We start from the raw sequence: 26030 nt of genomic DNA, 5'->3' as shown, positions 1-26030 counted from the left end.
TTAGTTCGCCTGCCTGCTTCGTTCCTGCAAACGATCCTCAGCCTGTTCAGCCAGAATACGCTTCACTTCAGCAACCAGATCAGCTTCTTTGACAGTGATCTGCGCCGGACGGCTTGCACGCCATTCCTCATTGCTTTCGATCTCACCGGAAAGACGCTTGCCCTCGATCAGATCCTTAATCTGGATTTCGCCATTGGCACGCTCATCACCGCCCTGAATAATCGCAAGCGGCGCATTGCGGCGATCTGCATATTTCAGCTGATTACCAAATTTCTTCCAGTTGCCCTGATACATCTCGGCGCGGATGCCGGCATCACGCAGATCCTGCGTGAATTTCTGATAGCGTCCAAGACTTTCGGCATCACCATCCATTACAGTAATGACAACCGGCGCCATTGCATCTTCTGTGCCGAGCTTGCCGAGGTTTTTCAACGCAGTCATTAGGCGGGAAACACCGATCGAGAAACCTGTTGCCGGAACCGGCTGGCCGCGGAAACGCGATACCAGTCCATCGTAACGACCACCGCCGCCAACAGAACCGAACACGACTTTTTCACCCTTTTCATTGGTGACATCGAACTGCAGCTCAGCTTCATAGACAGGGCCGGTGTAATATTCGAGACCACGCACAACGGACGGATCAATTTTGACACGACCGGCATAGCCGCCTGCATCAAACAAAATCTGCATCTGTGCGAGTTCTTCAACGCCTTCTGTGCCACGGGCATTGCCTTCAACAACAGCACGTAAATTCACGATGGTCTGCTGACCATCTTCCGCACCGGCAGCGGTAAAGTCGAGAACTTTGGCAATCGCTGCGGCATCAAGGCCAGCACCTTTGGTAAAGTCACCGGATTCATCACGGCGGCCCTCACCAAGCAACAGCTTCACGCCCTCTTCACCAAACTTGTCGAGCTTGTCGATGGCACGCAGCACATTCAAACGACGACCGGCATTATCATCACCAGCCAGACCGATTGCCTCCAGCACGCCGTCGAGAACCTTACGATTATTGACGCGGATCATATAATCACCGCGCTGAATGCCAAGACGCTCCAGCGTATCCGCTGCCATCATGCACATTTCCGCATCGGCAGACACGCCCGGCGCGCCAACCGTATCCGCATCAAACTGCATAAACTGACGGAAACGACCAGGACCCGGTTTTTCATTGCGGAATACCCAGCCATTGCGATAGGTGCGGAACGGCAGCTGAATTTCATTGAAATTCTCAGCCACATGACGCGCCAGCGGCGCAGTCAGATCATAGCGCAGCGACAGCCATTGTTCATCATCATCCTGCAGCGAGAACACACCTTCATTCGGGCGATCCTGATCCGGCAGGAATTTGCCCAAAGCATCAGTATATTCAACAAGCGGTGTTTCAATCGGATCAAAACCGTAACGCTCATAAACCTCACGGATTGTCGCCAGCATCTTCTCGGCAGCACGCAGATCATGAGGCTCACGGTCCACAAAGCCGCGCGGCAACCGCGCTTTCATCTTCTCCGCTTTATTTGCCATGATACTGATCCGCTAAACTTGAGTTATCTTGAAGATTAAATGCCTTAATATCCTTGAAAGGCGCGTATGTTTCCTAACCGATCAGTTTGCATGCGGCAAGAGTAAGATCCGCGCAGAAACACATTATGCAGGCCGCACAAAATCCTGCCGCAAGCGTTCAATCACAGGGCGGCAATAACAGCCTTCCAGATGATCATTCACCAGCCCCATTGCCTGCATAAAAGCATAAACCGTCGTCGGGCCGACAAATGACCAGCCACGCTTCTTCAAATCCTTGCTGATACGGGTAGAAATCTCGGTTAAAGGATTAGCTTTATAGGCCGCCAGATCAAACCGCACCGGCCGGTCTTTCGGCTGCGGCTCAAAGCTCCAGAAATAAGCAGCCAGCGAACCTTTCTCAGCAATCAGGTCAATCGCACGTCCTGCATTATTAATCGCTGATTTGATTTTGCCGCGATGGCGTACAATGCCCTTATCCTGCATCAGACGTTCAACATCTTCCTCAGTAAACTGCGTCATTTCATAAAAATCAAACTCTGCAAAAGCACGACGGAAATTTTCACGTTTACGCAAAATCGTCAGCCATGACAGGCCGGACTGAAAGCCCTCCAGACATATTTTCTCGAAAAGACGGCGATCATTATCAACCGGAAACCCCCATTCCGTATCATGGTAAAGCAGATAGTCCGGCAAACCGCCATGCCATCCGCAGCGTACCCGCCCGTCTTCCCCCAAATGCAATCCCGCCTCCAGAACCGGTATATCCTGCCCCATTACTCACCTGCACAATCCCTGCTTAAACCAATGAGTCTCTCTATAACATATTTCATTTGACATGGAACAAAAAAAGAACATATCTTCCGTTTCAAGATGGAATGCAGTTGCGAAACCCAACCAAGAATATTTACCTGCTGATAACCAAAAGAGAAAGTTTTCACCGCATTCGTGCATCCGCAAGGCAGTGATTCACCTTTTCAAAAGGGTCAGGCATCACAGTCGGGGCAAAGGAATCTGCATGCCTCGCCTGCTGAACAGTGCATCACAGTTTCAGGCATGACTTCAACACAGGACGATCTGATGAAACCACGTCATCTGCTGCTGATCGCATCCATTGCTGCTTTTGCCCTGTCCGCCATTTCAGCTGGCGGCGCATTTGCCAATGACCGTTATGCCACACCGCCGCCTCTGGTTCTCAGCCCTGATCTGAGTGCGCCCTGGGTCACTCAATTGCAGCCTCAACGTTATACCACACAGCTTGCGCCATCAAAGCCGCGTATCTACCGCAACAGCGGACCACAAGACATTCAGGCACCGGTGCAGCGCTCATACACAAACCAGCAAGCACGCACAAAACAGGATAAGACCCTGCGCCGGAATGCAACCTATCAGCAGGGTTCATTCATTCGTACCAGCGCGACAGCAGCGCAAAATCCTGCAAAGGCCGCAGGTGGTATGAACCCGATTTATCTGCCGCAGGAAGTTGATTACACAGCCTCCCACAAATCCGGAACAATCGTTATCGATACAAAAAACAAGTTTCTGTATCTTGTCGGGAGCAATGGCAAAGCCCGCCGCTATGGCGTAGGCGTTGGTAAAGAAGGTTTCGGCTGGAAAGGCACAGAAACTGTGAGCCGCAAAGCCGAATGGCCGACTTGGCACCCGCCGAAAGAAATGATTGCCCGCGAACGCAAGAAAGGCCGCATTCTTCCTATCCGCATGGAAGGCGGCATTGCCAATCCACTCGGCGCACGTGCGCTGTATTTAGGCAATACGCTTTATCGTATTCACGGCACCAATGCGCCATCGACCATCGGGCGGGCGGTATCTTCCGGCTGCATCCGTATGCGCAATCAGGATGTGGAAGACCTCTATGAACGGGTGCCGGTGGGCACGAAAGTCGTCGTTCTCTGAAGCTGCCCTGCAGAACTGAGTAAAATTTCTGCTTAAACGCCTCAAAATCAGAAGCCCTGCATCAAACGATGATGCAGGGCTTTTCTATTCATCGCATGGCAAATTGCGGCTATATTCGTATCTCGCCTCCGACCCTCTGTCCGGCATTACATCGCGAAAGAAGAAATCTGTCCGGTGACAGACAGGCTTGCGAAAAACCACCCCCAAGAATTTATCGCTTTTGACATAAGCCGGACTTGCAAAAACTGTAAGAACTGATTCAAGATTGGGTTCTGCAAAGTGCTTCGCCGGCCCATCCCAAATAATGCGATGAAATTACCGGCGCAAAAAACAGAAAAGGAATAAGGACATGACCGTAGCTGCGATCAAACTGAACGACGGCAACTCCATTCCGCAACTGGGTTTCGGTGTATGGCAGATCAGCGATGAAGAAGCCGTCGCCAGTGTGACAACCGCGCTTGAAACCGGCTACCGTCACATTGATACTGCCGCAATTTACAAGAATGAAAAGGGTGTCGGTCAGGCAATCCGTAATTCCGGCATCGCACGTCAGGATATTTTTCTGACAACGAAAGTCTGGAATGACGATCAGGGTTATGATTCCACTCTGAAGGCTTTCGATACTTCGGCTGAGCGCCTCGGTACAGATTATTTTGATCTTTATCTCATTCACTGGCCAATGCCGAATAAAGATAAATTCCTTGATACATGGCGCGCACTCATCAAATTGCGTGAAGAAGGCCGTGTAAAATCAATCGGCGTTTCCAATTTCCGCACCGCTGATCTGCAGCGTATTTTACGTGAAACAGATGTTGTACCAGCCATAAATCAGATAGAACTGCATCCATACTTCCAGCAGGATAATCTGCGCCAGTTCCATCAGCAGCATAATATCGCCACAGAAGCATGGAGCCCGCTCGGACAGGGCAAAATTCTGGATAATCCGGTTTTAAAAGCCATTGCGGCCAACCATGGCAAATCTGTCGCTCAGGTCATTCTGCGCTGGCATCTGGATATCGGCAATGTTGTCATTCCAAAATCGGTCACCCCTGCCCGCATTAAAGAAAATTTTGAAGTCACAGATTTCAAACTTCTGGGCATTGAACATGATGAAATCGACAAGCTGGATGCCTCTGACGGACGCATCGGACCAGATCCGACAACCTTCGGCTAATCCGCATTAAGCTGGAGCCCTGCATATATTTTCAGAATTCTGACTGATCAGTGAAGCACTCGTATAGTTTTATACGGGTGCTTTTATCTTTAACGCCGAAAAAATCGGAAAAACCTCAAATCAAAAAAACAATATACAAATCAAATAAAATATTTAATATAATTTTACTTAAATAATAAATTAATAAACAAATATTTATTAAATAATCTAATTTTATAAATACAAAATAATATAAAATTAATTAACCATTACATGTAAATTACAATTTAAAATTAACAACTACCTTTTTATTACCTGCATTTTATTGCAGTATCCATTTATGGTTTTTTTCATATGATGAGTTATAAATTTCCAATAGAGAAAGGACGATTTTTTTCCGCCTGTTAATTTATTGTATTTCCGGTTTTTTCCGAAATCAGATTATGAAAATTCCATGCAATTTTAAAAACTAAAACAGAGCCAAGTATAAATTTATTTTTATTCAATTTTTTAAGGTGAAAAATGTCAATTGTTGTCAATCTCGATGTTGTTTTAGCACGTAAAAAAATCCGCTCACGCCAGCTTGCTGCTGATATAGGCATCACTGAACCCAATGTATCCCTGCTCAAATCCGGAAAAGTACGCGGTATACGTTTTGAAACACTGGCAAAAATCTGCCGCGTCCTTGAGTGCCAGCCAGGCGACATTCTCGAATATCGCGATGAGGTCGGCACTCCGCATTAATGCAACCGGCCGCGTGGCAATGCCCGCTCGCAGAAAAGCATTAAATGCAATCAACGACTGAACAAATACAGGACTCCCTGAAAATCAGACACAAAAAAGCCGCGCGATCAGTGACCTGCGCGGCTTTTTCATGAAAAATGAATATTCCCCGTCAGAGAAATATCAGTCAATCCCGAACTTTATCAGAGCAACTCCGGTTATGGCTGACTTGCAGGAACCGCTCGGATTATTTATTTCTGCGCATTTGCCTCACGCAAAACCGGTTCCCGGTTTTGCCGGACATGCCTTAATGATGGAAGGACGAAATTCCGTATCCGTCATTTGCAACAGCACTGCCGCCGGTTTCAACGGAAAGCAAGCCCAATCCGGTAAACAGGATTGCAGACAGCATAAGGACAGTCAGGAGCGTGGCGCTCTTTGCGGACATGGAAACAAGTCTCCCGGAAGCGGACTAAATTCAGCATGAACCGGCACATTGCATAAGAATGCACACGGACTCAGCATTGTTGAAAGGTGCTTCCAGATATAAGCAGGCGATCTTAACAGCAATAAAACATGCGCAAGATACACGCTAAAAACACATACAAAAATCAGTTTGATTTTCATTGTGGCAGATCAGCAACTGAAACGCCCCTATGCAGCATAAAAACCCGATCTCACTCAATCAAATAGTAACCATAGATCTTTACGCATAAGCAAAATGCGCCGCCCAAGCTCCGAATTTCCGGCTGAGCCACCGCAGTGAGTCTCCGTGATAAGTACAATTACAGCACCACAAATGACCGCCAGATTTTCTTTGACCGAGGATTTCTCCGCCTATTTTACCGCTCTGTTTTTTGCTCACAGGCTACAGAACTCTTTATCACTTGACCTGCCGGCCTTCTCTCTGCCATCCGTAGCCCATGCGCGCAAATTACAGAATGCAACGACTGCTTATTGACCTCCCTCTGCAACCGGATCACCCCATTGAGGCTCCGGCGGATATGGCACATTACCTGCTCAATGTTCTGCGCATGCGGGACAGTGACAAGATTTTGCTATTTAACGGGCGCGACGGTGAATGGTTGGCTCACATAGAGCAAACAGGCAAAAAACGCGTTTCTCTGCATCCTGCCGAGCAGACACGCCCACAGCCGGAAGCGCCTGATTTTTATTATTGTTTTGCCCCGCTGAAAACCGGCCGCATGGATTATATCATCCAGAAGGCCGTAGAAATGGGCGCTTCTGTATTACAGCCGGTTATCACCCAGCACTGTCAGATGCCCAAGCTTAACAGTGAGCGGATGCAGGCCAATATGCGTGAAGCCGCAGAACAATGCGGAATCCTGTCTTTGCCGGAATACAGAGAGCCGTTACGTTTTGATAAATTCATGGAACAATGGGATGAGGCGCGCGCACTGATATTCTGCGACGAGGCCGCTGAAGGCAACAATCCTCTGCCACTCTTGACCAGTCTGAAAGGCAAACCTGCCGGCGTCTTCATCGGCCCTGAGGGAGGTTTCTCAGAAGATGAGCGTCAATATCTGCATAAGCAGTCCTTTGTCACTGCGATTCCGCTTGGCCCCAGAATTTTACGTGCAGATACCGCTGCGGTAGCCGCTATGGCTGTGATTCAGGCAAGCATCGGCGACTGGCATTGATTGCGTTTTTTATGCACCGGTCACCGCATAATTCCGGCAATAGCGCATTTTTTTCAGGGTTCTTCGCAACAGGACAAGGCTCAATTACGCGTCCTGCTATCGTTCCAAATAATTCGGCCAAATAATTCCACTTGCGTGTTGGGTAAAAAAACGCCAATCACATATATGAATAGTGACAACTACAAAATAGGGTAATGCAAAGCATGGCTCGGGATACCACAGACGAAACAGCTATTTCCGGCATTGAGGAACTGGCTGAATATCTCGCAGAAGGCTGTAAGCCACAGGACAAATGGCGCATCGGCACTGAACATGAGAAATTTCCCTATTACACCAAAGATAACAGCCCTGTTCCATATGAGGGTACGCAAGGTATCCGCGCCATTCTGGAAGCGATGCAACAGCGCCTTGGCTGGGATCCTATCATTGACGAAGGCAAACTGATCGGACTGGTCAGCCCGCAAGGCCAGGGCGCAATCTCTCTGGAACCCGGCGGTCAGTTTGAGCTCTCCGGTGCGCCGCTGCAAACCATTCACCAGACCTATGCGGAAGCAAGCCAACATCTGAAAGATGTGCAAACCATCGCCACGCCGCTCGGCATCCGCTTCCTTGGTATGGGCGGCAGCCCGAAATGGACGCGCGCCGAAACGCCGGTAATGCCGAAATCCCGTTATGCCATCATGACAGCCTATATGCCTAAAGTTGGCAGCCAGGGACTGGACATGATGTATCGCACCTCAACCATTCAGGTGAATCTGGACTTCGGTTCTGAAACGGATATGCGCCACAAAATGCAGGTCAGCATGAAGCTGCAATCCGTTGCGACAGCGCTTTTTGCTTCCTCACCATTCACAGAAGGCAAAACAAACGGCCTGCAATCATGGCGCTCCGACATCTGGCGCGACACGGATAACAGACGCGCAGGCGTCCTGCCATTTGTGTTTTCAGAACGCTTCGGTTTTGCTGATTATGTAGACTGGGCACTGGATGTGCCGATGTATTTCATTATGCGCGGCGGCCATTATATTGACTGCACCCATATTACATTCCGCCAGTTTCTGAATGGCGCGATGAAGGATCATCCGTCTGTCGGGCAGCCCAATATGGGCGACTGGGCAAACCATATTTCCACACTGTTTCCCGAAGTCCGCCTTAAGCGCTTTCTTGAAATGCGCGGAGCTGACGGCGGTCCTCTGTCCCATATTGCAGCACTTTCCGCTTTCTGGGTTGGCCTGCTCTACGATCAGGATGCATTGAATGCGGCGCTGGATCTGACGAAGGATTGGGACTTCGAACAAGTGGTTGCAATGCGTAATGCCGTGCCTGCAAGCGGCCTTGCCACAGTCTTCGGCAAGGGTAAAGTCGCAGATATTGCAGCACAAGCTGTCGCAATCGCCTCTCAGGGCCTTAAGAACCGCAAACAGACGGATGAAAACGGCCGTGACGAGAGTATCTATCTTGAGCCGCTGGAAGCGATCATTCAGTCCGGAAAACCATTGGCAGAGGTAATGCTGTCTCATTTCAGCAGCGACTGGAACCAGTCTGTAGAGCCGGTCTTTAAGGCCTATTCATACTAATTGCCTTTACTGATAAAGAGCGGCTGTGCGTTTCAAAAAATGCAGCCGCTTTTTTATTATTTTGTAAAATACACCTGACTTTGCGTCAGCATACATAATGATTTTCTTAACAAAGCTGAACAGGTCTTAATAAAAGCAAACCACAATATATTAAATTTATCTTATTTTATATTTCCACACGTAAATATACTAAAAAATTACAATAAAATCATTTGCCTTCATTAAGATATTCCATATGATTACCGGAACTTAACCGGAGCATGGCATGCAGACACTACTTGACCTGGATCAGTTGCGTACTTTTCTGCTGATTGCCGAAACCGGTAGTTTCACCAAAACGGCAGACAGTGTTTTCAGAACCCAGTCTGCAATTTCCATGCAGATCCGCCGCCTTGAAGAGCGTATCGGCAAACCGCTATTTGCCCGTGAAGGGCGCCATCTCCTGCTCACGCCGCATGGCGAAAAACTGTTAAATTATGCAAGGCGTCTTATAGAGCTGAATAATGAAACAGTCGCCTCATTCCGCACAGATAAGATACAGGCCAATATACGCATCGGCCTTCCTGACGTTTATCTGGAGCATATGGTGCAGGATGCATTGCAGCCCATATTCCGTGATTATCCGGCGATTGAAACCATTTTGCATTGTGAGCAGACGGATGCGCTGATTGACCATATCCGGCGCGGAGCGCTGGATCTTGCTCTCATCACGCATAATACAGGGCAAAAACGCTCAAAGGTTCTGAATACCAGCCGTTTCGTATGGGCAACCTCAGCTGAAAACTCTCCGCATGAAGAGCCCGTTATACCGCTGGCGATGAACAAGACAAATTGCGGCTGGCGCAAAGTGCTGACGGATAATCTCAATACGATGCAACGCGAATATCGTATCGTTTTATCCACATCCTCCGCACGCTCCATACTTATGGCGGTGCGTTCCGGCAGCGCAATTTCGATCCTGCCTGATAATATGATGGGAAGCGGCATGCGCGTACTCAATGAGGAAGACGGTTTCCCCAAACTGCCATCCTGTGCTTTATCTCTCATTCGCGCGCAGGGCATTCATGCACCCGCCATTGACCTGATCGCAGCTGCTATTAAATCCAGTTTTCGTAAACCGATCCGCTTTTCTGAATAATCAAAGCCATTTCCGGTAAAATTGTTTTTAGAGCGCATTTCGGTCTGATTAAATCAGAGCGACGCCCTAACTTTTTTGTTTTGCGCATATTTTGCCCGATCGGAGCGGATTATATTCAAATCGGATCATAGTGTTCGCTCCAGATTCTCAGTTTGGTAGCGTTGTCACGGGTACCTGATTGATTCTATTGGACTGTGAAGTGCTCTGCCCCGGCCGTTTCACGCTGGACAACAGCAAAGTCTCTTGACCGCCAAGCCCATAAAATGGCCAATAGAGTCATGAGTTTTTTTCCAGATTCGCCCGACCGTCAGACAGAAAACAACGCGACCAATGTTGCGGAATACTCTGTATCGGAAATATCCGGTGCGCTGAAACGTACTGTTGAGGATACGTTCAGTCATGTGCGGGTGCGCGGCGAAATCTCCGGTTATCGCGGTCCGCATTCTTCTGGCCACGCTTATTTCGCCCTCAAGGATGAGCGTGCGCGGATTGAGGCTGTGATCTGGCGCGGCTCCATGAGCCGCATTAAATTCCGGCCGGAAGAAGGTATGGAAGTGATTGCCACCGGCAAACTCACGACCTATCCGGGTTCATCCAAATATCAGATCGTGATTGAGCAGATGGAGCCTGCCGGTGCCGGTGCACTGATGGCTTTGCTCGAAGAGCGTAAACAGCGGCTGGCACGTGAAGGGCTGTTTGATGCAGACCGCAAGCAATTGCTGCCGTTCATGCCGCGCACCATCGGCGTCATCACCTCTCCGACCGGCGCGGTAATCCGTGATATTATTCACCGGATTACCGATCGTTTTCCTCTGCATGTACTGGTCTGGCCGGTTCGTGTGCAGGGCGAGACAACCGGAGAGGAAGTTTCCCGTGCCGTTGCCGGTTTCAACTCAGCCTATTTCGGCGAAGTGCTGCCCCGACCGGATGTGCTGATTGTTGCCCGTGGCGGCGGCAGTCTGGAAGATCTCTGGGGCTTTAATGATGAGAATGTAGTACGCGCAGTTGCGGCCTCCGATATTCCGGTTATCTCAGCTGTAGGGCACGAAACCGACTGGACACTGATTGATCTTGCGGCGGATATGCGTGCCCCGACACCAACCGGCGCAGCAGAAATGGCCGTGCCGGTTCGTACAGATTTGCAGGCACAACTCGCATCTTACAGTGCACGACTGGCATCAGCCATGACACGTCTGATCGACAGGCGGCGTGAATCCTATCGCGCTTTGCAAAGAGCATTGCCGTCGACCGATCAGTTGCTTGCCTTGCCTAGACGCCGCTTCGATGAAGCAGGCTCCAGACTGGGCCGCGCGCTGCTGGTTAGCACAGAGCAAAAACGTGCGCGTTTTGATGGTCTGAAGCGCCACCTCTCCCCGCGCCTGCTCAATCAGCAGATCAGAGAGCGCCGCTTGCAGTTGCAACAGCTCAATCAGCGCCTGCCGAGAGGCCTGTCTCTCAAAACGCAGAACAGCCGCAACTTGCTGCGACAGACATCATCAAGACTGACCGGCGAGCTGATCCTGCGCCGCTCCCGTCAATGGGCGCTCAATATTGCCAATCTGCAACGGCGCGGCGATCAAGCCATGCGTCATAGCCTGCAGAAATACCGTACCCGCAGTCTGGAGCTGTCCCGACTGATGGAAACCTTGTCCCATACAAGTGTCCTCAAGCGTGGCTTTGCTATTGTACTGAACGATCAGGGGCTGCCGGTTAAAGCAGCAGCGGCAGTGCAAACAGGCGAAAATCTGACACTGCGCTTTCATGACGGTGATCGCTCCGTCATTGCGGATGGTTCAGCGCCAGCTCCGGCAGCTCAGACTCCAAAAATGCAATCTGCCGAACCACCTGCCAAAGACAAGAAAACTAAAGCTCCGCGTGCCAAAGACAGCGGTCAGGGAACGCTTTTCTAAAATATATCCGGCAGTCTATTCAGATTTATTTTTACTATTTCGCCTGTCACTAGCGGAAGAGACACATTTCTATAGTTTTAATAGCGTAAAAAATAACATATATCTGCGACTTCAATCAGCGGGGGAGAGAAAGATTGAAGTATACAGGCATTATTACAGTCTTTACATCGCTTTCCGTGCTTACAGCATGCACAACAAGTGCAACACAGACGGACAAGCCCGTAGCCAGCCAAAATCAGCCAGTATCTGCAAGCAATGATACATCAAAACCAGCCAAACTGGTTGAGACCTATACGGCACATATCAGTGATCGTGATAAGGTTGATGAAAAGGGCAAGCCCCTGAAAAATGCCCGCGATATTCTTCTTCAGGATCGTAAAAATTATTACGATTTCAATTTGCGCGATCAGACTGACACGCCAAGCAAGGTCTTTGCCAAAAAAGAAAATCGCTGGTCTCAGGGCAAAGAATTTTCAGAAATGAAATGGGAGCCCTCGAATGCCTCTGATCCTCAGCGCGGCTATCAATGGAAAATGCGTCGCGGGGTTGAATATCAGATATTTGAGGGAAATCCGGATGTGAAAATTCAGGTCTATGACGATGGCAATATCCACGTCGATCCGAGCCGGAACTATTAAGCAAAATCATACCGGACAAAAGCGGAGCATCTCCGCTTTTGTCAAAATAAATACAAAACTGCTCTGCCTACAGATGAGGCATCAGATCATAATCTATTGATATAAAATCGGGAAATTTGGAATGGTACGGTCGAGTGGAGTTGAACCACTGACCTCAGGAGCCACAATCCTGCGCTCTAACCAACTGAGCTACGACCGCGTACCAATCCGGCAGTGAATCAATCAGGCTGCCGATAGGGGTCAGATACGTAAAATCATCGCATATTGCAAGCATATATCAAAAAAACTTTGTGAAAATATGATGCCTTACCGGATTATTGCTCAGGATTTCATTCTGCCTGCCTGAAAAACCGGAAAACCAATGCAGTGCTTTTATGTTTTCATCATGATTATGCCATGTAAACCCTGTATTTACCACTGATTAACTATAATGCGCCCTGACAGATGAAGCCGCAGCAGGAGATTATTATCCGCAAGTTTCATCAGACAGTGCTTTGCCCCTTGGGGACATTAACTAATAGTTAAGAAAGTGTTTGTCAGAACCGCCCGCTTTGTGGTGATAATGCCTGTAAATTCTCTGTCGGGACCAAAATTTTCCGATAACAGACAACAGCTTAAGACAGATCAAATCAGTTATTGGTCGGGTACGGAACTAAATATATGCAACAGCATCTGGATTTCATGGAGCTGATCCCTCTTTCCGGCATCCGTGCGGCTCTCGCAAGGGGAGACGCAATGCTGGTGCTGTCGCACGATCTGCAAACTGTACTCTGGGCAAATGACAGCGGCGCCCGTCTTCTCGGGGAAGATGTAGCAGCAGCACTTATCGGACAGAATGCGGATTTCAGCCCGCAGACACGGCGTCAGATTTCGGCTCTCGATCTTAACACAGAGAGCGCGAAGACAATTATGCTGCGCCTGGGCGGCGGTTTGCACTCAGCCTTGCAGCAATGCACTGTAACACCGCTGTCGCTGGCACATACTCATGAGCCGGTCATTCTCATGACTACAGCTGCAACAGATACAGCAAACAACATTATTCCGCCTTTGCCCCATCATCATCTTGTGCAAGTGCAGGCAGACGGAACCATTCTGAACAGCGATGTGCAGTTTGATGCCCTGAACATCAACAGCAACACTTTGGCTGATCTGATCGTTGAAGCGCAGGATGAAGCCGATGGCATTGTGCGCCGTCGTGTACGCGCCGGCCAAAGCACCCTGCCCGCAATGATGATCCGCCTTGACGATCAGAATGAACAGGCACCTTATCTCTTTATCGTTGAGAAGGTGCAGGATAGTGCTGTTTCAGTTGCACCCGCACCGGATGCAGCTGAGACCTCTGAAGCCGCTGAAAGCACAAAAATCGATCCGGAAACTACTGTACCTGCGGCTGAAGAAAGCGCCCCTGCACGGTTTATCTGGAAAGTAGATGCTGACAGCCGTTTTACGGAAATCTCACCGGAATTTGCAGCAATTGTCGGCGACAATGCCGCTGATATTATCGGCCGTAAATTTTCTGATGTGGCTAAAGTTTTCGGCTTCGATAATGATGGTGTTATTACCGCCCTGTTGAAACAACAGGAAACATGGTCAGGCAAAAGAATTTTCTGGCCTGTTCAGGGCACAGATCAACGCGTTCCTGTTGATCTCGCTGCATTACCTGCTTTTGCGCGCGACAAGGCCTTCTCCGGTTTCAGCGGTTTTGGCGTTCTCTATCCCTCTTTGACAGAGCAGGATCCTGAAGCCATTGGCATGGCCTTGATATCAGGGCCTGTCGTACCGGACGCACCTGCACCCCAAACCGATGATGCGAAAAACGCACCTCTTTCCAGTGAGAAAATCATTCTGATGGAAGCGCTGCGCGCTTCGCAGAAGCGTCAGCAGGATACTGAGCCAGCCAGCGAGATCCCTCCTGCAGATAAGGCCAATATTATTGCGGAAATCCGCCCTGCCCGTCCGGAAAACGGCTTATCGCCAACCGAGCGCAGTGCCTTCCGCGAGATAGCCGATCGTTTGCGCCGTGAGGTTCTCCAGAAAACACCTAAATCTCCAGCAACAGAGCAGCCTACTGCGGCAGATACCCCCGTACTTCCGCAGGCGGAGCCGGTTATTGCGGCTCCGCAGCTGCCTGTTGAAGCACCAGATATACCTTATCCGCATGACACACAGCCTGCAAACCACAATCAGCATCACGAACAAGCCGGACAAAAACCGGCACAAGCCGATATGGCATCGCAGGAGGATGAAGACCTGCATGTGCTGAGCGGCCTGCCGGTTCCGGTGCTAATCCACAGTGCAGACCGGCTGCATTTTGCCAATCAGGCATTTTTTGACATGACCGGCTATAGTTCGCTGGATGATCTGCGTCATGCCGGTGGCATTGACGCATTGTTTGCCCAGTCAGACGACAGCAATCTCAGCGGTATGATCCTGTGCCTCGCCGATGGCGGTCATAAGATTGTTGAAGCCCATCTCCAGTCTGTTCCGTGGCAGGGTGCACGCGCGCTGATGCTGAGCCTGCTGCCGGAGCTGGTACTGAAAGCTGATAATGACGACGATATCAGCAAACAGCCAAGCCGGTTAAAGCTGGTCGATAGCATTACAGCAGAGACTGCGCCGCAGGACAATGCGGTTCATCAGCTGCAATCAGAACTGGCATTTCAATCTGCCGAGACTGCAGAGCCAAAAACTGAAGATGCCGGAATGGTTAACTCAGCCGCGGACAATCGTCCGCAACCTGATTTTCATGCATTGCAAACTCAGATTGATGAACTGACGTCCATTCTGGATACTGCCACAGACGGCGTGGTCATTATTGGGCAGGACGGCAAAATCCGTTCGCTCAACCAGTCTGCGGCGGCGCTGTTCGGCTATGATATCAATGAATTGTCAGGCAAATCCTTCGCCGTTTTGTTTGCTATTGAAAGTCAGCGTGCAGCGATTGACTATATTCACGGACTTGCCGGCGATGGTGTTGCCAGCCTGCTCAATGACGGGCGGGAAGTGATCGGCCGTGAAGCGCAGGGACGTTTCATTCCGTTATTTATGACCATCGGCAAACTGCCTGCCTCCAAAGGCTATTGCGCGGTGATGCGTGATATTACGCAATGGAAACGTGCGGAAGAAGAGCTGACCTCAGCGCGTCAGGAAGCTGAACGTGCCTCGACCCATAAAACCGAGTTTCTGGCGCGGATCAGCCATGAAATCCGCACACCACTGAATGCGATTATCGGCTTCTCCGAACTGATGGCGGAGGAGAAATTCGGCCCGATCGGGAATGACCGCTATCGTGAATATCTGCGTGACATTCACCGTTCAGGCAATCATGTGCTGGCACTCGTCAACGACCTTCTGGATATTTCCAAAATTGAAGCCGGTGCGCTTGATCTGGAATTTGAAGCTGTGGCGCTCAATGATGCACTGGCTGAAGCTGTGGCGCTGATGCAGCCTCAGGCCAATCGGGAGCGTGTGATTATCCGCTCCAGTTTCTCGGCCTTTTTGCCGGATATTGTGGCAGATGCCCGTTCGATCCGTCAGGTGGCACTCAATCTTCTGTCCAATGCGATCCGCTTTACCGGTCAGGGTGGTCAGGTGATTGTTTCAACCAGCTATGAGCCGGAAGGTCATGTGGTGATGCGCGTGCGTGATACCGGCATCGGCATGAACCAGAGCGAGCTGGAACAGGCGCTGAAACCTTTCCGGCAGGTCAGCAATCATAATAGCCAGACACAAACCCTCAAAAATCCCGACATCAAAGACTGGCGTCAGCAAGGCACCGGCCTTGGTCTGCCTCTGACGAAAGCCATGGTGGAGGCAAACCGTGCGCAGTTCTCCATTGAATCTGCACCGGAACAGGGCACGACTGTGGAAATTACTTTTCCGCCGACCCGCGTTCTCGCGGAGTGAGGTCTAGAGCGGTTCTGGTTAATATTGAATCGATAGAATCGCTCTATCTCTTTGTGTTACGCATTATCCAACGCAAAACCGCTTCACACTTTTGCTGAAAATGCTGTAAATCATTTTCGCCTGATGTAATTTGTTACGTGATCGGAACACAATGAAGCTGATACGCCCTGTTCTGGCTGTTATCGTTATTTTAGCAATGCTGTTTGCCGGAGCACTGGCTGCTCTGCCTTATATTGTTTCAACTGATTCCATCCGGCTGCATCTGGCACAGAATATCAGCGCATGGACGGGCTACAGCGTTGAGATTCGTCAACCGCCACGCATGAGCTTCTTTCCGGTCTTTCGTGCTTCGCTCAGCGATGTCACCGTCAGCAAGATGGGGGATACCAATACCCCGTTTATGGCTGCGGAACGCATTGAAGTGGAAATGTCGCCGCTTGATGCCCTCTTCGGTCGTGTTGCCTTTACTGAAACCCGTCTCATCAATGCGCATTTCGCCTTGAGTGAACCGGTAGAAGACCTACCGCAATTTGTGAATACACTGGCCTCATCTTCCGGCCGCCTTGGCCTTGCCATCCGGCAGGCGCGCAATGTGACAGCGAAAAAAACAGAGAACGATCAGCAAAACGACAAGCAGTTACAAACCATGCCTTTCGGCAGGCTGGTTCTGGAAAACAGCAGTATCGGTTTCACGACCCGTAATACCGAGCGTCAGGAACAAATCAGCAAGATCAATGCCAGCATCGACTGGCCGCAGACAACCAGTGCGGCAACAGTCAAGGGCAAGGCTGTCTGGCATGATGAAACCGTGGATTATAATCTGAATGTTGCGCAGCCGCTTTTATTGCTGGCGCGCGGCATGAGCCAGATGAGCGCACAGATAACCAGTAAACCACTGAGCATCAGCTTTGACGGACGCAGCAATATTTCTGAAAACATCTTCACAGAAGGTGCGTTCAGCCTGTCCAGCCCGTCGCTCAGCGAAAGTCTGCACTGGGTCGGCCTGTCATCCGATGCCAGCTACTCCCTGCGTACCACTGCAGATGACGCTTTCAGCATCGAGACTAATGTCAGCGCCACACCGCTGCGTATTAAATTGTCCGATATTGCACTTAATCTCAATAATATGCCGGCCAAGGGTGCTGCGGAAATCGGCTTCGGCAAACAACGGCCCGTGGTGACCGGCACTCTGGCATTCCAGACCTTGAATGCTGTCTCTTTCTTTCACACTGTCACCACACTGGTCACAAAAGTCAGTGAGGATGAAGAGGCAAAGAATTACGGCGGCTATCGTTATGCCCCGCCACGCATGATTGACACACGACTGCTGAACAGCGCCGATCTTGATATCCGCCTCTCTGCACAGAATGCCAGTATCGGCGCTGCGCAAATGACCGGCCTTGCTGCTGCCTTGCAAATTCGCGACGGACAGGCAATCTTCGATATTGGCGATGCCAAAGCCTTCAAAGGCTCCATCCAGACCAGTATTAAATTGTCCCAGACCGCAGACGGACAGGACAATATCGGTGTCCGGCTGAACGCTGCCAATATTGACAGTGCCGCATTTTTAACAGCTCTCGGCTTGAATGACCCTATTCTGAGTGGTCAGGGCAATCTTTCTGTGACAGCTGAAACCTCACCGCAAAGCCTGCAAAGCATGTTGCGCAATGCGCGCGGGCAAATCAGTTTCACGCTGAATAATGGGCGCATGCTGGGTTTCGACCTCAATGACTTTATTGCCAAAATGAAAAGCGAGGGATTCTTTGCTCTGCAACGCCGCGACAAAGTCAGCCTTGATTTCAAGCGTCTTGATGTCAAAGCCTCGCTTGGCGATGGTGTGGCCACACTGGAAACCACCAAAGCGGAGACCATGCAGGGCGCTTTATCGCTGACCGGCATTATCCCGCTGACCGACCGCAGTCTGGCGCTGTCCGGCACATTGACCTTGCCGCAACCGGCAAAAGAAACCGCCGACACACCGGCAGATAGTGATGAAGCAACGCCGCCTGCTCCAGTCACTACTCCGGAACCCACAGAACTGACGGTAACAGAGCCGCTCGTCCCACCGGCAGAAAACCTGCATTTTTTTGTTGGCGGCTCATGGGACAGGCCGTTTATCTCACCATCGAAATAAGCAAAAAGCCGGTGCATCATAGGATACACCGGCTTTTTGTTTATATCTTTTGTAACGAAACTTAGCCGAGGCGGAAAGCCGCCTGCTCATCACGCTGGCGCTGTACCACGCGGCGCTTATTGACGACCGATGCGATAATCACGCCGGTTGCCACCAGTCCGATCAGCAATGTACAGACCGCATTGATCTCCGGTGTTACACCCAGACGCACCTGACTGTAGATTTTCATCGGCAGCGTTGTAGCACCCGGCCCCGAAGTGAAGCTCGCAATTACCAGATCATCCAGTGACAAAGTGAAAGCCAGCATCCAGCCGGAAACCACCGCGGGCAGAATAATCGGCAGGGTGATTTTCATGAAAGTTGTCACCGGCGGCGCACCGAGATCCATTGCTGCTTCTTCCAGTGAGCGGTCGAAACTCACCAGACGCGACTGCACAACCACTGCCACAAAACACATGGCAAAAGTGATATGCGCCAGTGTTACTGTCCAGAAGCCGCGGTCAAAACCGACAGCCACAAACAGCAACAGCAAGGACAGGCCGGTAATCACTTCCGGCATTACCAGCGGAGCATAAATCATGCCGGAGAACAGGGTGCGGCCGCGAAAGCGCGTATAGCGTGTCAAAGCCAGCGCGCCCAGAGTACCGAGGATAGTGGCAATCGTGGCTGACAATACACCAACGCGTAACGTCACCCACGCGGCATCTTTAAGCCCCTGATTTTTGAAAAGCTCGACATACCACTTGACCGAGAAACCCGACCAGACAGTTACCAGACGCGATTCATTGAAGGAGTAAATCACCAGCAGCACAATCGGCAGGTAGAGAAAGGCAAAGCCCAGCACGACCGAGACAATGTTAAAACGTGACCAGGATGTTGTGTTCATTATTTGCCACTCCCATCGGCACGGGTCTGCATTTTCTGGAACAACACAATCGGAATAACCAGAATAACCAGCAGCACCACCGCCACGGCAGCAGAAACCGGCCAGTCACGGTTGGAGAAGAACTCGCTCCACAGGGTCTTACCGATCATCAATGTGCTGGAACCGCCAAGCAGATCAGGGATCACGAACTCACCGATTGCCGGAATGAACACCAGCATCGAACCGGCGATCACACCTGGTAAAGCCAGCGGGAATGTGATTTTCCAGAAGGCTTTAAGCGGGGTGCAACCGAGATCCTGCGCCGCTTCAATCAGTGAATAGTCCATCTTTTCCAGTGCTGAATAGATCGGCAATACCATGAATGGCAGATAGGAATAGACAATACCGATATAAATCGCGGTATCCGTATTCAGGATCGTCAGCGGCGTATCGATAATATTCAGCGACATCAGAAACTGGTTGAGCAGGCCTTCCGGTTTCAGGATCGCAATCCACGCATAAACGCGGATGAGGAATGATGTCCAGAATGGCAAGATCACCAGCATCAGCAAGGTCGGGCGTAGTGTCAGCGGTGCGCGCGCCATGCCATAGGCCAGCGGAAAACCGATCAGCAGCGCCAGAAAAGTCGATACTGCCGCAATTTTTACGCTCGACAAATAGGCTTTGTAATAGAGCGAATCCTGTGTCAGCCAGATATAGTTTTCGAAAGAAAACTGCTGGATTTTCTGCCAGATGACACTCAGTCCGTCGCTCCAGAAAAAGCGCGGATCATAGGCAGGGATCGCCATCGCCACCTGCGACAGCGAAATTTTGAAGACAATGAAGAACGGGATCAGAAAAAACAGACCGAGCCAGATATAAGGCACGGCGATTACCGCTCTGGAAGCAATAGCTGCAATCAATTTTTGCATGGACTACCCCTCAATTCTTTAGAGCATAATTTCTTAAACTTGAAACAGTTTTAGATGAAATTATGCTCTAGTTTTAAAGTGTTAGAGCGACCTTTGTGCGCCTATGGGGCGCACGGCGCTCTAATGACGCGCATATTATCCGAAAACCGCTCACACTTTTCGGAATGCGCTTTTGGTGATCAGGCAACCAGAACCATACCGGCATCATCTTCAAACGACACCCAGACCTGTTCATCATAACCCAACGGATCTTCAGTGCGGCGCACGGAGTTCATGCTGGAGGCCTTGATAGTGCGGCCATTCGGCAGTCGCACATGGAACACGTTCATATCGCCGAAATAGGCAATATCCCACAACTCGCCCTGCAAGGCATTGATCGACGCATCTTCCGGCTTCTCGCGGCTGATAGTGATTTTCTCAGGACGGATCGCATACCAGACCTTCTGACCGGCATGCAGTTCTTTACCGGTTTTGGTGCGGATGGCGACATTATTTGCCGGACTGTCAATATCTGCCACGCCATTGGCGAAACGGCTGATTTCGCCCTCAATAATATTAATATTGCCGATAAAATCGGCGACGAATTTGCTGCTCGGCGCTTCATAGACTTCTGCCGGTGTCGCCACCTGCATGATCTGGCCTTTATCAAGCACAGCGATACGGTCAGCCATGGTCATCGCCTCTTCCTGATCATGGGTAACAATCAGGAAGGTCAGGCCGAGATTCATCTGCAAATCCATCAGCTCAAACTGGGTTTCTTCGCGCAGTTTTTTATCCAGCGCGCCCAGCGGCTCATCCAGCAGCAAGACTTTCGGACGCTTGGCAACCGCACGCGCCAAGGCTACACGCTGGCGTTGACCACCGGAAAGCTGATGCGGCTTGCGCTTGGCATATTTCTCCAGCTTCACCAGTTTCAGCATATCGTTCACACGATCTGCCATTTCCGATTTGGCCATACCGTCCTGTTTCAGACCGAAACCAATATTCTGTTCAACAGTCATATGCGGGAACAAAGCATAGGACTGGAACATCATATTCACAGGACGTTTATAGGGAGGAATACCGCGCATATCCTGCCCGTCCAGCATGATGCGACCGGAAGTCGGCTCTTCAAAACCCGCCAGCATACGCATCAAAGTGGATTTACCGCTACCGGATGCGCCTAACAGCGCAAAAAACTCGCGGTTAAAAATATTCAGCGACAGATCATCAATCACCGTCACATCGTCGAATTTTTTGACGATGTTTTCGAATGAAATATAGGGCTTGGCGGCCGGATCGTTCCAGGGTGAGAACTTGCGGCGGAAACTACCAAAAGATTTCATGCTGTTCCCCTCATATTGCGGGTCTTGTAAGCCTTAAACATATTTGAAATGTCACGGATAAAATTCCGGAAACCTGTGCAGCTGGTTTGTGGTGCTTGTTACAGGCTGTAAAACAAACGGGGCATTTGCCCCGTTTGTTCCCTGATCTGCTTAGTGCCCTGTCACAATCTTGGTCCAGGTGCGGGTTGCCATCTGGTTGATTTTCGGCGGGTAAGGCATCGGAACGAAGAGTTGTTTCATCACTTCTTCACGCGGATAAACCGCCGGATCATTCAGCAGTTCCTTATCGATGAATTCCTGCGATGCCTTGTTGCCATTGGCGTAAAACACATAGTCAGAAGCCTTGGCGATCACTTCAGGACGCATGATATAATTGATAAATTCATGCGCTTCTTCAACATGTTTGGCATCTGCCGGAATAGCCATCTGATCAAACCACATCAGAGCGCCCTCTTTCGGAATGGAATAACCGATTTCCACACCGTTCTTAGCTTCTTCCGCACGGTCACGTGCCTGAAAAATATCACCTGAATAGCCGACAGCCATGCAGATATCGCCATTGGCCAGCGCATTAATATATTCAGACGAATGGAATTTACGGATATTCGGACGGATGCTCAGGTAAAGTTCTTCCGCCTTGGCGAAGCTTTCAGCGGTTGGGTTATTGGTGTCAAAGCCCAGATAATGCAGCGCCGGACGCAGCATTTCACTACCTGAATCCAGCAGATAAATACCGCAATCTTTCAGCTTTGCCGAATTTTCAGGCTTGAACAGCACGTCCCAGCTATCGATTTCATCTACACCGAGCGCTTCCTTGATTTTGGCTTTGTTGTAACCAATCCCTGTGGTGCCCCACATATAGTTGACCGAATATTCATTGCCCGGATCATAAGCGACGGTGCGCTTGGTGATCTCGTCCCACATATTTTTCAGGTTAGGCAGTTTGTCTTTATCCAGTTTCTGGAAAACACCTGCCGGAATCTGACGGCCCATAAATTCAGCAGAAGGTACAACAATGTCATAACCGCTGCCACCGGCCAGCAATTTTGTCTCAAGGATTTCGTTGGAATCATACACATCGTAAACGACTTTGATGCCGGTTTCCTTGGTGAAATCTTTCAGGATGGAATCATCAATATAATCAGACCAGTTATAGATGTTCAGCACGCGCTCCTGCGCAGCAGCCGGCAGAACAGGCAGCAGCGCGGCAAGTGCCACACAGCTGGCAGAAACATATGAAAGCAAATGGGCTTTGATCTTCATCAGTCACTCCGTCCAGAAAGCTTTATGGGGCAAAAGCCTTGCAAGCCAAATCATCCCTCACACATTGCCCTTCAATGTGCATTCTCCGTTACCTTTTGAGATTAATTTGCTTTCGTCAACGGAAAGATGACGCTTAAACCGCATAGCGCCGATTATTTGAATTTAATGAACACAATTTTAAACTTTGTGTGTCCTTCAGGGCGCACAATGGGGGATTTTATCCGGTGAAAACGGGCACCTGAGAACAGGGATATAAGCCTTATCTTTCAAAGATATGCCACACAGAAACCATGACAGGCAAAATGCCCGAATCTTCCCTGCTCTTAAGTCCCTTTATTGGAAGTCATAGGCAGAGAAACCTGACACCATTTCATCCAGCGCCAGCGGGCGGGTGAGCGGTGGTTCGGCACGGGCAAGACAAGCCTGTCTCTCGCATAAACGACAGGCCGTACCAACCGGACTGACAGCTGAGCCGGAAGACATGCCCGCCAGATAGGTCGCATAGACTGTTTCCTGCGCCGCAGACACATCACATCCCAGCATCAGCGCTGTGCGACGCGGCTGTTCGCCAAAACCAGTCATAGGCCCTTCAACTGTGCGGCTGATGGTCAGATATTGCGTTTTATCCGGCAGTTCCACCTGCTCCGCCAGATATTGCTGCGGATGAGAAAAAGCATTGTAAATCTGCAGCTTCGGGCAGGCACCGCCAAATCGCGCTTGCGGAAAACCCTGCGCTCCGAAATGCCGCAAACGATTACCCGCCTGATCAATCTCCTGCAAAAAGAAAGCAATGCCGGAAGCGCCTTGTTTTTGCAGCGTGGTCAGACGACACGCCACCTGTTCGAAAGATACATTGAAACGCGAGCGCAGCACATCAATGTCATATTTTGCACGCTGCACCGCCTCGCGAAACGACGTGTAAGGCATCATCAAAGCATGGGCTGCATAGCGCAGCAGTTCAAACCGCGCGATACGCTTGGCCTCCGCTGAACTCAGCTTCAGGTCTTCCAGCTCAGCTCCGATCACCACCTGCATACGGATGGAAACGGCCTCCATAGCAATTTCGCGCAGTTGATCGAAAACTGACAAGCGTTCGGAGATAAACAAGCGCAATGAGTGGCGGTCATAGCGCCGCCGCCAGTTCGGCATAGTCGCTGCTGGTAATGTACGTACGGTGATCGACTGCTCACGTTTCAGCCATTGCTTCAACGCAACAGCCAGCCCGTCTTCCGATTTCAGCAAACGGCTGAAACTGTCAGCTTCCGCTTCAATGCGTTCAAAATAATTGGGTCTGCGCGCCAGCACTTCGCGCACTTCGTCCAATGGCAGGCGTGTCGGCGCAAGGCTCAGTGCTTTGCCCTCGCGCACCATCATATCGGACAGGTCGGTGAGACGCTTTTGCTGCTCACGATAGGCGCGGAATAATTTCAGTACGCCCGCAGCCGCATTGGGCGCAGCCTCGCAAATATCAATCAGCTCCTGATCACCAGGCAATTCACCTGCCAAAAGCGGCTCGGAAAACACTTCTTTTAATCCGGCCAGCACAGAGCCGGTTTCTTCCTGTAACTGATCCAGATCAACTTTATAGACCGAGGCCAGTTTCAGCAGCAGCTGTACCGTTAACGGCCGCTGATTACGCTCAATCAGATTGAGATAGGATGGCGAGATACCCAAATCTTCAGCCATCGCAACCTGTGTCAGCGCCCGCTCATTGCGGATACGCCGGATACGCGCACCGGCAAATATTTTACGTTCTGCCACAGGCCTACCCCCTCCAAGAAACAACCGGATTTACCGGATCTGTAAAGAATGTGACTAATTCCTATGATTTGTCAAATTTACAAAATTTACAAATTTACAAACCCACATTGTCAAAACACACACAGCATAACCCGAATAAAATGCTGATATAACGCATTTTTCTAGCCACCGAACTCAGCATCTGTAAATCTGGTCACAGACAAAACAACAACTCAACACAAAACCTGATGATATAGTTTTACAGGATATCTGATCATGACTGATTTTTACAATCTGGTACCATCCGCACCAAAAGGCCGCTTCGACGGCTTGCAGCGTTCGCATACTGCAGAAGATGTAAAGCGCCTGCGCGGTTCGGTTGAAATCCGCTACAGTCTGGCTGAAATGGGTGCCAACCGCCTGTGGAAACTCATTCATGAGGAAAATTTCGTCAATGCACTGGGCGCCCTCTCCGGCAATCAGGCAATGCAGATGGTTCGTGCAGGGTTGCAGGCCATTTACCTCTCCGGCTGGCAGGTTGCAGCCGACGCCAATACGGCTTCCGCCATGTATCCGGATCAGTCACTCTATCCGGCTAATGCAGCGCCGGAACTGGCCAAGCGCATCAACCGCACTTTGCAGCGCGCCGACCAGATTGAAACCGCTGAAGGTAAAGGCCTGTCCGTAGACACATGGTTTGCGCCAATTGTTGCCGATGCGGAAGCAGGTTTCGGCGGCCCGCTGAATGCTTTTGAAATCATGAAGGCTTTCATTGAGGCTGGTGCTGCCGGTGTTCACTTTGAAGACCAGCTGGCTTCGGAAAAGAAATGCGGCCATCTCGGCGGCAAGGTTCTGATCCCGACGGCTGCCCATATCCGTAATCTGAATGCCGCACGTCTTGCCGCTGACATTATGGGTACGCCGACACTGGTTATCGCCCGTACCGATGCGGAAGCCGCCAAGCTGCTGACCTCGGATATTGATGAGCGCGATCAGCCATTTGTTGATTATGACAAGGGTCGCACTGTTGAAGGCTTCTACCATGTGAAAAACGGTCTTGAGCCATGTATTGCCCGCGCTGTCGCCTATGCTCCGCATTGCGACCTCATCTGGTGCGAAACCTCGAAACCCGATCTGGAACAGGCGCGTAAATTTGCCGAAGGCGTACATAAGGCACATCCGGGCAAGCTGCTGGCCTATAACTGTTCGCCGTCGTTCAACTGGAAGAAGAATCTCGACGACGCCACGATCGCCAAATTCCAGCGTGAGCTGGGTGCGATGGGCTACAAGTTCCAGTTCATCACACTGGCCGGTTTCCATCAGCTCAATTTCGGCATGTTCGAACTGGCTCGCGGCTACAAAGATCGTCAGATGGCGGCTTATTCGGAATTGCAGGAAGCTGAATTTGCGGCAGAAGCTAATGGCTACACTGCAACCAAACACCAGCGCGAAGTTGGCACCGGCTATTTCGATGCCGTCTCCATGGCGATCACCGGCGGCCAGTCTTCAACAACGGCCATGAGTGAATCGACCGAACATGACCAGTTCCGCCCTGCTGCCGAATAAGCAGAAGACGGATCAGCAGAGCCGGACTCCAGTCAACTCTGCATGACAGCCATCTGTAGCCGGT

General features: G+C 50.5%; 19 protein-coding genes and 1 tRNA gene. 11 read left to right on the top strand and 9 right to left on the bottom strand.

The annotated features are described in order from the left end of the window. Entirely contained in the window at positions 1–1524 is a 1524-nt protein-coding gene (hisS, locus tag HBA93_RS09685) for a histidine--tRNA ligase (RefSeq protein ID WP_221723136.1), read from the bottom strand. Between the two features lie 123 nt (positions 1525–1647). Next, on the bottom strand, positions 1648–2298 hold the full coding sequence (locus HBA93_RS09680) for a DNA-3-methyladenine glycosylase I (protein WP_221723135.1): 651 nt from the start codon (positions 2296–2298) through the stop codon (positions 1648–1650). A gap of 303 nt (positions 2299–2601) precedes the next feature. On the opposite strand from HBA93_RS09680, the gene HBA93_RS09675 reads away from it, so the two are divergent. The 3 genes from HBA93_RS09675 to HBA93_RS09665 all read left to right on the top strand — a co-directional run bounded on the left by HBA93_RS09675 (position 2602) and on the right by HBA93_RS09665 (position 5332). Next, positions 2602–3435 (top strand): L,D-transpeptidase, encoded by an 834-nt coding sequence (locus tag HBA93_RS09675; RefSeq protein WP_221723213.1) that lies wholly within the window; start codon positions 2602–2604, stop codon positions 3433–3435. A gap of 349 nt (positions 3436–3784) precedes the next feature. Then, a complete protein-coding gene (locus tag HBA93_RS09670) occupies positions 3785–4609 on the top strand; it encodes an aldo/keto reductase (RefSeq protein WP_221723134.1) in 825 nt (274 codons plus the stop codon). A 501-nt stretch (positions 4610–5110) separates the two neighbouring features. After that, a complete protein-coding gene (locus HBA93_RS09665; protein ID WP_121993780.1) occupies positions 5111–5332 on the top strand; it encodes a helix-turn-helix domain-containing protein in 222 nt (73 codons plus the stop codon). 286 nt (positions 5333–5618) lie between these two features. Here the strand turns inward: HBA93_RS09665 and HBA93_RS09660 are convergent, their stop codons facing one another. Continuing rightward, the gene (locus tag HBA93_RS09660) at positions 5619–5759 is read right to left on the bottom strand and encodes a hypothetical protein (protein ID WP_162994564.1); all 141 of its coding nucleotides are present in this window, start codon (positions 5757–5759) and stop codon (positions 5619–5621) included. Between the two features lie 475 nt (positions 5760–6234). Between HBA93_RS09660 and HBA93_RS09655 the strand changes: the two genes are divergently transcribed. From HBA93_RS09655 to HBA93_RS09635, 5 genes are all read left to right on the top strand, one after another. Then, complete coding sequence (locus tag HBA93_RS09655; protein ID WP_353619337.1) at positions 6235–6972, top strand: 16S rRNA (uracil(1498)-N(3))-methyltransferase; 738 nt, start codon at positions 6235–6237, stop codon at positions 6970–6972. A 203-nt stretch (positions 6973–7175) separates the two neighbouring features. Then, complete coding sequence (locus HBA93_RS09650) at positions 7176–8549, top strand: glutamate--cysteine ligase (RefSeq protein WP_221723132.1); 1374 nt, start codon at positions 7176–7178, stop codon at positions 8547–8549. 265 nt (positions 8550–8814) lie between these two features. Further along, positions 8815–9687 (top strand): LysR family transcriptional regulator, encoded by an 873-nt coding sequence (locus tag HBA93_RS09645; RefSeq protein WP_221723131.1) that lies wholly within the window; start codon positions 8815–8817, stop codon positions 9685–9687. Positions 9688–9965: 278 nt separating this feature from the next. Further along, positions 9966–11597 (top strand): exodeoxyribonuclease VII large subunit, encoded by a 1632-nt coding sequence (gene xseA / locus HBA93_RS09640; protein WP_221723130.1) that lies wholly within the window; start codon positions 9966–9968, stop codon positions 11595–11597. Positions 11598–11731: 134 nt separating this feature from the next. Beyond that, positions 11732–12235, top strand: a complete 504-nt coding sequence (locus tag HBA93_RS09635; RefSeq protein ID WP_221723129.1) for a hypothetical protein — start codon at positions 11732–11734, stop codon at positions 12233–12235. A gap of 122 nt (positions 12236–12357) precedes the next feature. On the opposite strand, the gene HBA93_RS09630 is transcribed toward HBA93_RS09635, so the two are convergent. Next, a tRNA-His gene (locus tag HBA93_RS09630) sits at positions 12358–12434 on the bottom strand. Between the two features lie 461 nt (positions 12435–12895). Between HBA93_RS09630 and HBA93_RS09625 the strand changes: the two genes are divergently transcribed. Together HBA93_RS09625 and HBA93_RS09620 are read left to right on the top strand one after the other, a co-directional pair. After that, positions 12896–16141, top strand: a complete 3246-nt coding sequence (locus HBA93_RS09625; RefSeq protein WP_286201843.1) for a PAS domain S-box protein — start codon at positions 12896–12898, stop codon at positions 16139–16141. Between the two features lie 151 nt (positions 16142–16292). Continuing rightward, positions 16293–18275, top strand: a complete 1983-nt coding sequence (locus HBA93_RS09620; RefSeq protein ID WP_221723128.1) for an AsmA family protein — start codon at positions 16293–16295, stop codon at positions 18273–18275. Between the two features lie 61 nt (positions 18276–18336). Here HBA93_RS09620 and HBA93_RS09615 read toward each other — a convergent pair whose 3' ends face one another. The 5 genes from HBA93_RS09615 to HBA93_RS09595 form a co-directional block, all read right to left on the bottom strand. Beyond that, complete coding sequence (locus HBA93_RS09615; RefSeq protein WP_121993773.1) at positions 18337–19161, bottom strand: ABC transporter permease; 825 nt, start codon at positions 19159–19161, stop codon at positions 18337–18339. Beyond that, on the bottom strand, positions 19161–20072 hold the full coding sequence (locus HBA93_RS09610; protein ID WP_121993772.1) for an ABC transporter permease subunit: 912 nt from the start codon (positions 20070–20072) through the stop codon (positions 19161–19163). The genes HBA93_RS09615 and HBA93_RS09610 overlap by 1 nt, the downstream gene beginning before the upstream one ends. Before the next feature lie 179 nt (positions 20073–20251). Next, positions 20252–21397, bottom strand: a complete 1146-nt coding sequence (locus tag HBA93_RS09605) for an ABC transporter ATP-binding protein (protein ID WP_221723127.1) — start codon at positions 21395–21397, stop codon at positions 20252–20254. Positions 21398–21547: 150 nt separating this feature from the next. Next, entirely contained in the window at positions 21548–22660 is a 1113-nt protein-coding gene (locus HBA93_RS09600) for a polyamine ABC transporter substrate-binding protein (RefSeq protein WP_221723126.1), read from the bottom strand. A 333-nt stretch (positions 22661–22993) separates the two neighbouring features. Further along, positions 22994–24421 (bottom strand): helix-turn-helix domain-containing protein, encoded by a 1428-nt coding sequence (locus tag HBA93_RS09595; protein WP_221723125.1) that lies wholly within the window; start codon positions 24419–24421, stop codon positions 22994–22996. Positions 24422–24676: 255 nt separating this feature from the next. Here HBA93_RS09595 and aceA point away from each other — a divergent pair, with 255 nt between their 5' ends. Beyond that, positions 24677–25966 (top strand): isocitrate lyase, encoded by a 1290-nt coding sequence (aceA, locus tag HBA93_RS09590; protein WP_075654394.1) that lies wholly within the window; start codon positions 24677–24679, stop codon positions 25964–25966. Positions 25967–26030 lie beyond the last annotated feature (64 nt).

It is taken from the genome of Ochrobactrum sp. SFR4, from assembly GCF_019730395.1.
Classification (GTDB): Bacteria; Pseudomonadota; Alphaproteobacteria; order Rhizobiales; family Rhizobiaceae; genus Pseudochrobactrum.
The sequence above is the reverse complement of the archived record's forward strand: the minus strand, read 5'-3'. Positions and strand labels throughout refer to the sequence as shown.

Bases quoted from the DNA above. Each gene is read 5' to 3' on its own strand.
- hisS (WP_221723136.1), bottom strand. From the start codon at position 1,524: ATGGCAAATAAAGCGGAGAAGATGAAAGCGCGGTTGCCGCGCGGCTTT.
- HBA93_RS09680 (WP_221723135.1), bottom strand. From the start codon at position 2,298: ATGGGGCAGGATATACCGGTTCTGGAGGCGGGATTGCATTTGGGGGAA.
- HBA93_RS09675 (WP_221723213.1), top strand. From the start codon at position 2,602: ATGAAACCACGTCATCTGCTGCTGATCGCATCCATTGCTGCTTTTGCC.
- HBA93_RS09670 (WP_221723134.1), top strand. From the start codon at position 3,785: ATGACCGTAGCTGCGATCAAACTGAACGACGGCAACTCCATTCCGCAA.
- HBA93_RS09665 (WP_121993780.1), top strand. From the start codon at position 5,111: ATGTCAATTGTTGTCAATCTCGATGTTGTTTTAGCACGTAAAAAAATC.
- HBA93_RS09660 (WP_162994564.1), bottom strand. From the start codon at position 5,759: ATGTCCGCAAAGAGCGCCACGCTCCTGACTGTCCTTATGCTGTCTGCA.
- HBA93_RS09655 (WP_353619337.1), top strand. From the start codon at position 6,235: ATGCGCGCAAATTACAGAATGCAACGACTGCTTATTGACCTCCCTCTG.
- HBA93_RS09650 (WP_221723132.1), top strand. From the start codon at position 7,176: ATGGCTCGGGATACCACAGACGAAACAGCTATTTCCGGCATTGAGGAA.
- HBA93_RS09645 (WP_221723131.1), top strand. From the start codon at position 8,815: ATGCAGACACTACTTGACCTGGATCAGTTGCGTACTTTTCTGCTGATT.
- xseA (WP_221723130.1), top strand. From the start codon at position 9,966: ATGAGTTTTTTTCCAGATTCGCCCGACCGTCAGACAGAAAACAACGCG.
- HBA93_RS09625 (WP_286201843.1), top strand. From the start codon at position 12,896: ATGCAACAGCATCTGGATTTCATGGAGCTGATCCCTCTTTCCGGCATC.
- HBA93_RS09620 (WP_221723128.1), top strand. From the start codon at position 16,293: ATGAAGCTGATACGCCCTGTTCTGGCTGTTATCGTTATTTTAGCAATG.
- HBA93_RS09615 (WP_121993773.1), bottom strand. From the start codon at position 19,161: ATGAACACAACATCCTGGTCACGTTTTAACATTGTCTCGGTCGTGCTG.
- HBA93_RS09610 (WP_121993772.1), bottom strand. From the start codon at position 20,072: ATGCAAAAATTGATTGCAGCTATTGCTTCCAGAGCGGTAATCGCCGTG.
- HBA93_RS09605 (WP_221723127.1), bottom strand. From the start codon at position 21,397: ATGAAATCTTTTGGTAGTTTCCGCCGCAAGTTCTCACCCTGGAACGAT.
- HBA93_RS09600 (WP_221723126.1), bottom strand. From the start codon at position 22,660: ATGAAGATCAAAGCCCATTTGCTTTCATATGTTTCTGCCAGCTGTGTG.
- aceA (WP_075654394.1), top strand. From the start codon at position 24,677: ATGACTGATTTTTACAATCTGGTACCATCCGCACCAAAAGGCCGCTTC.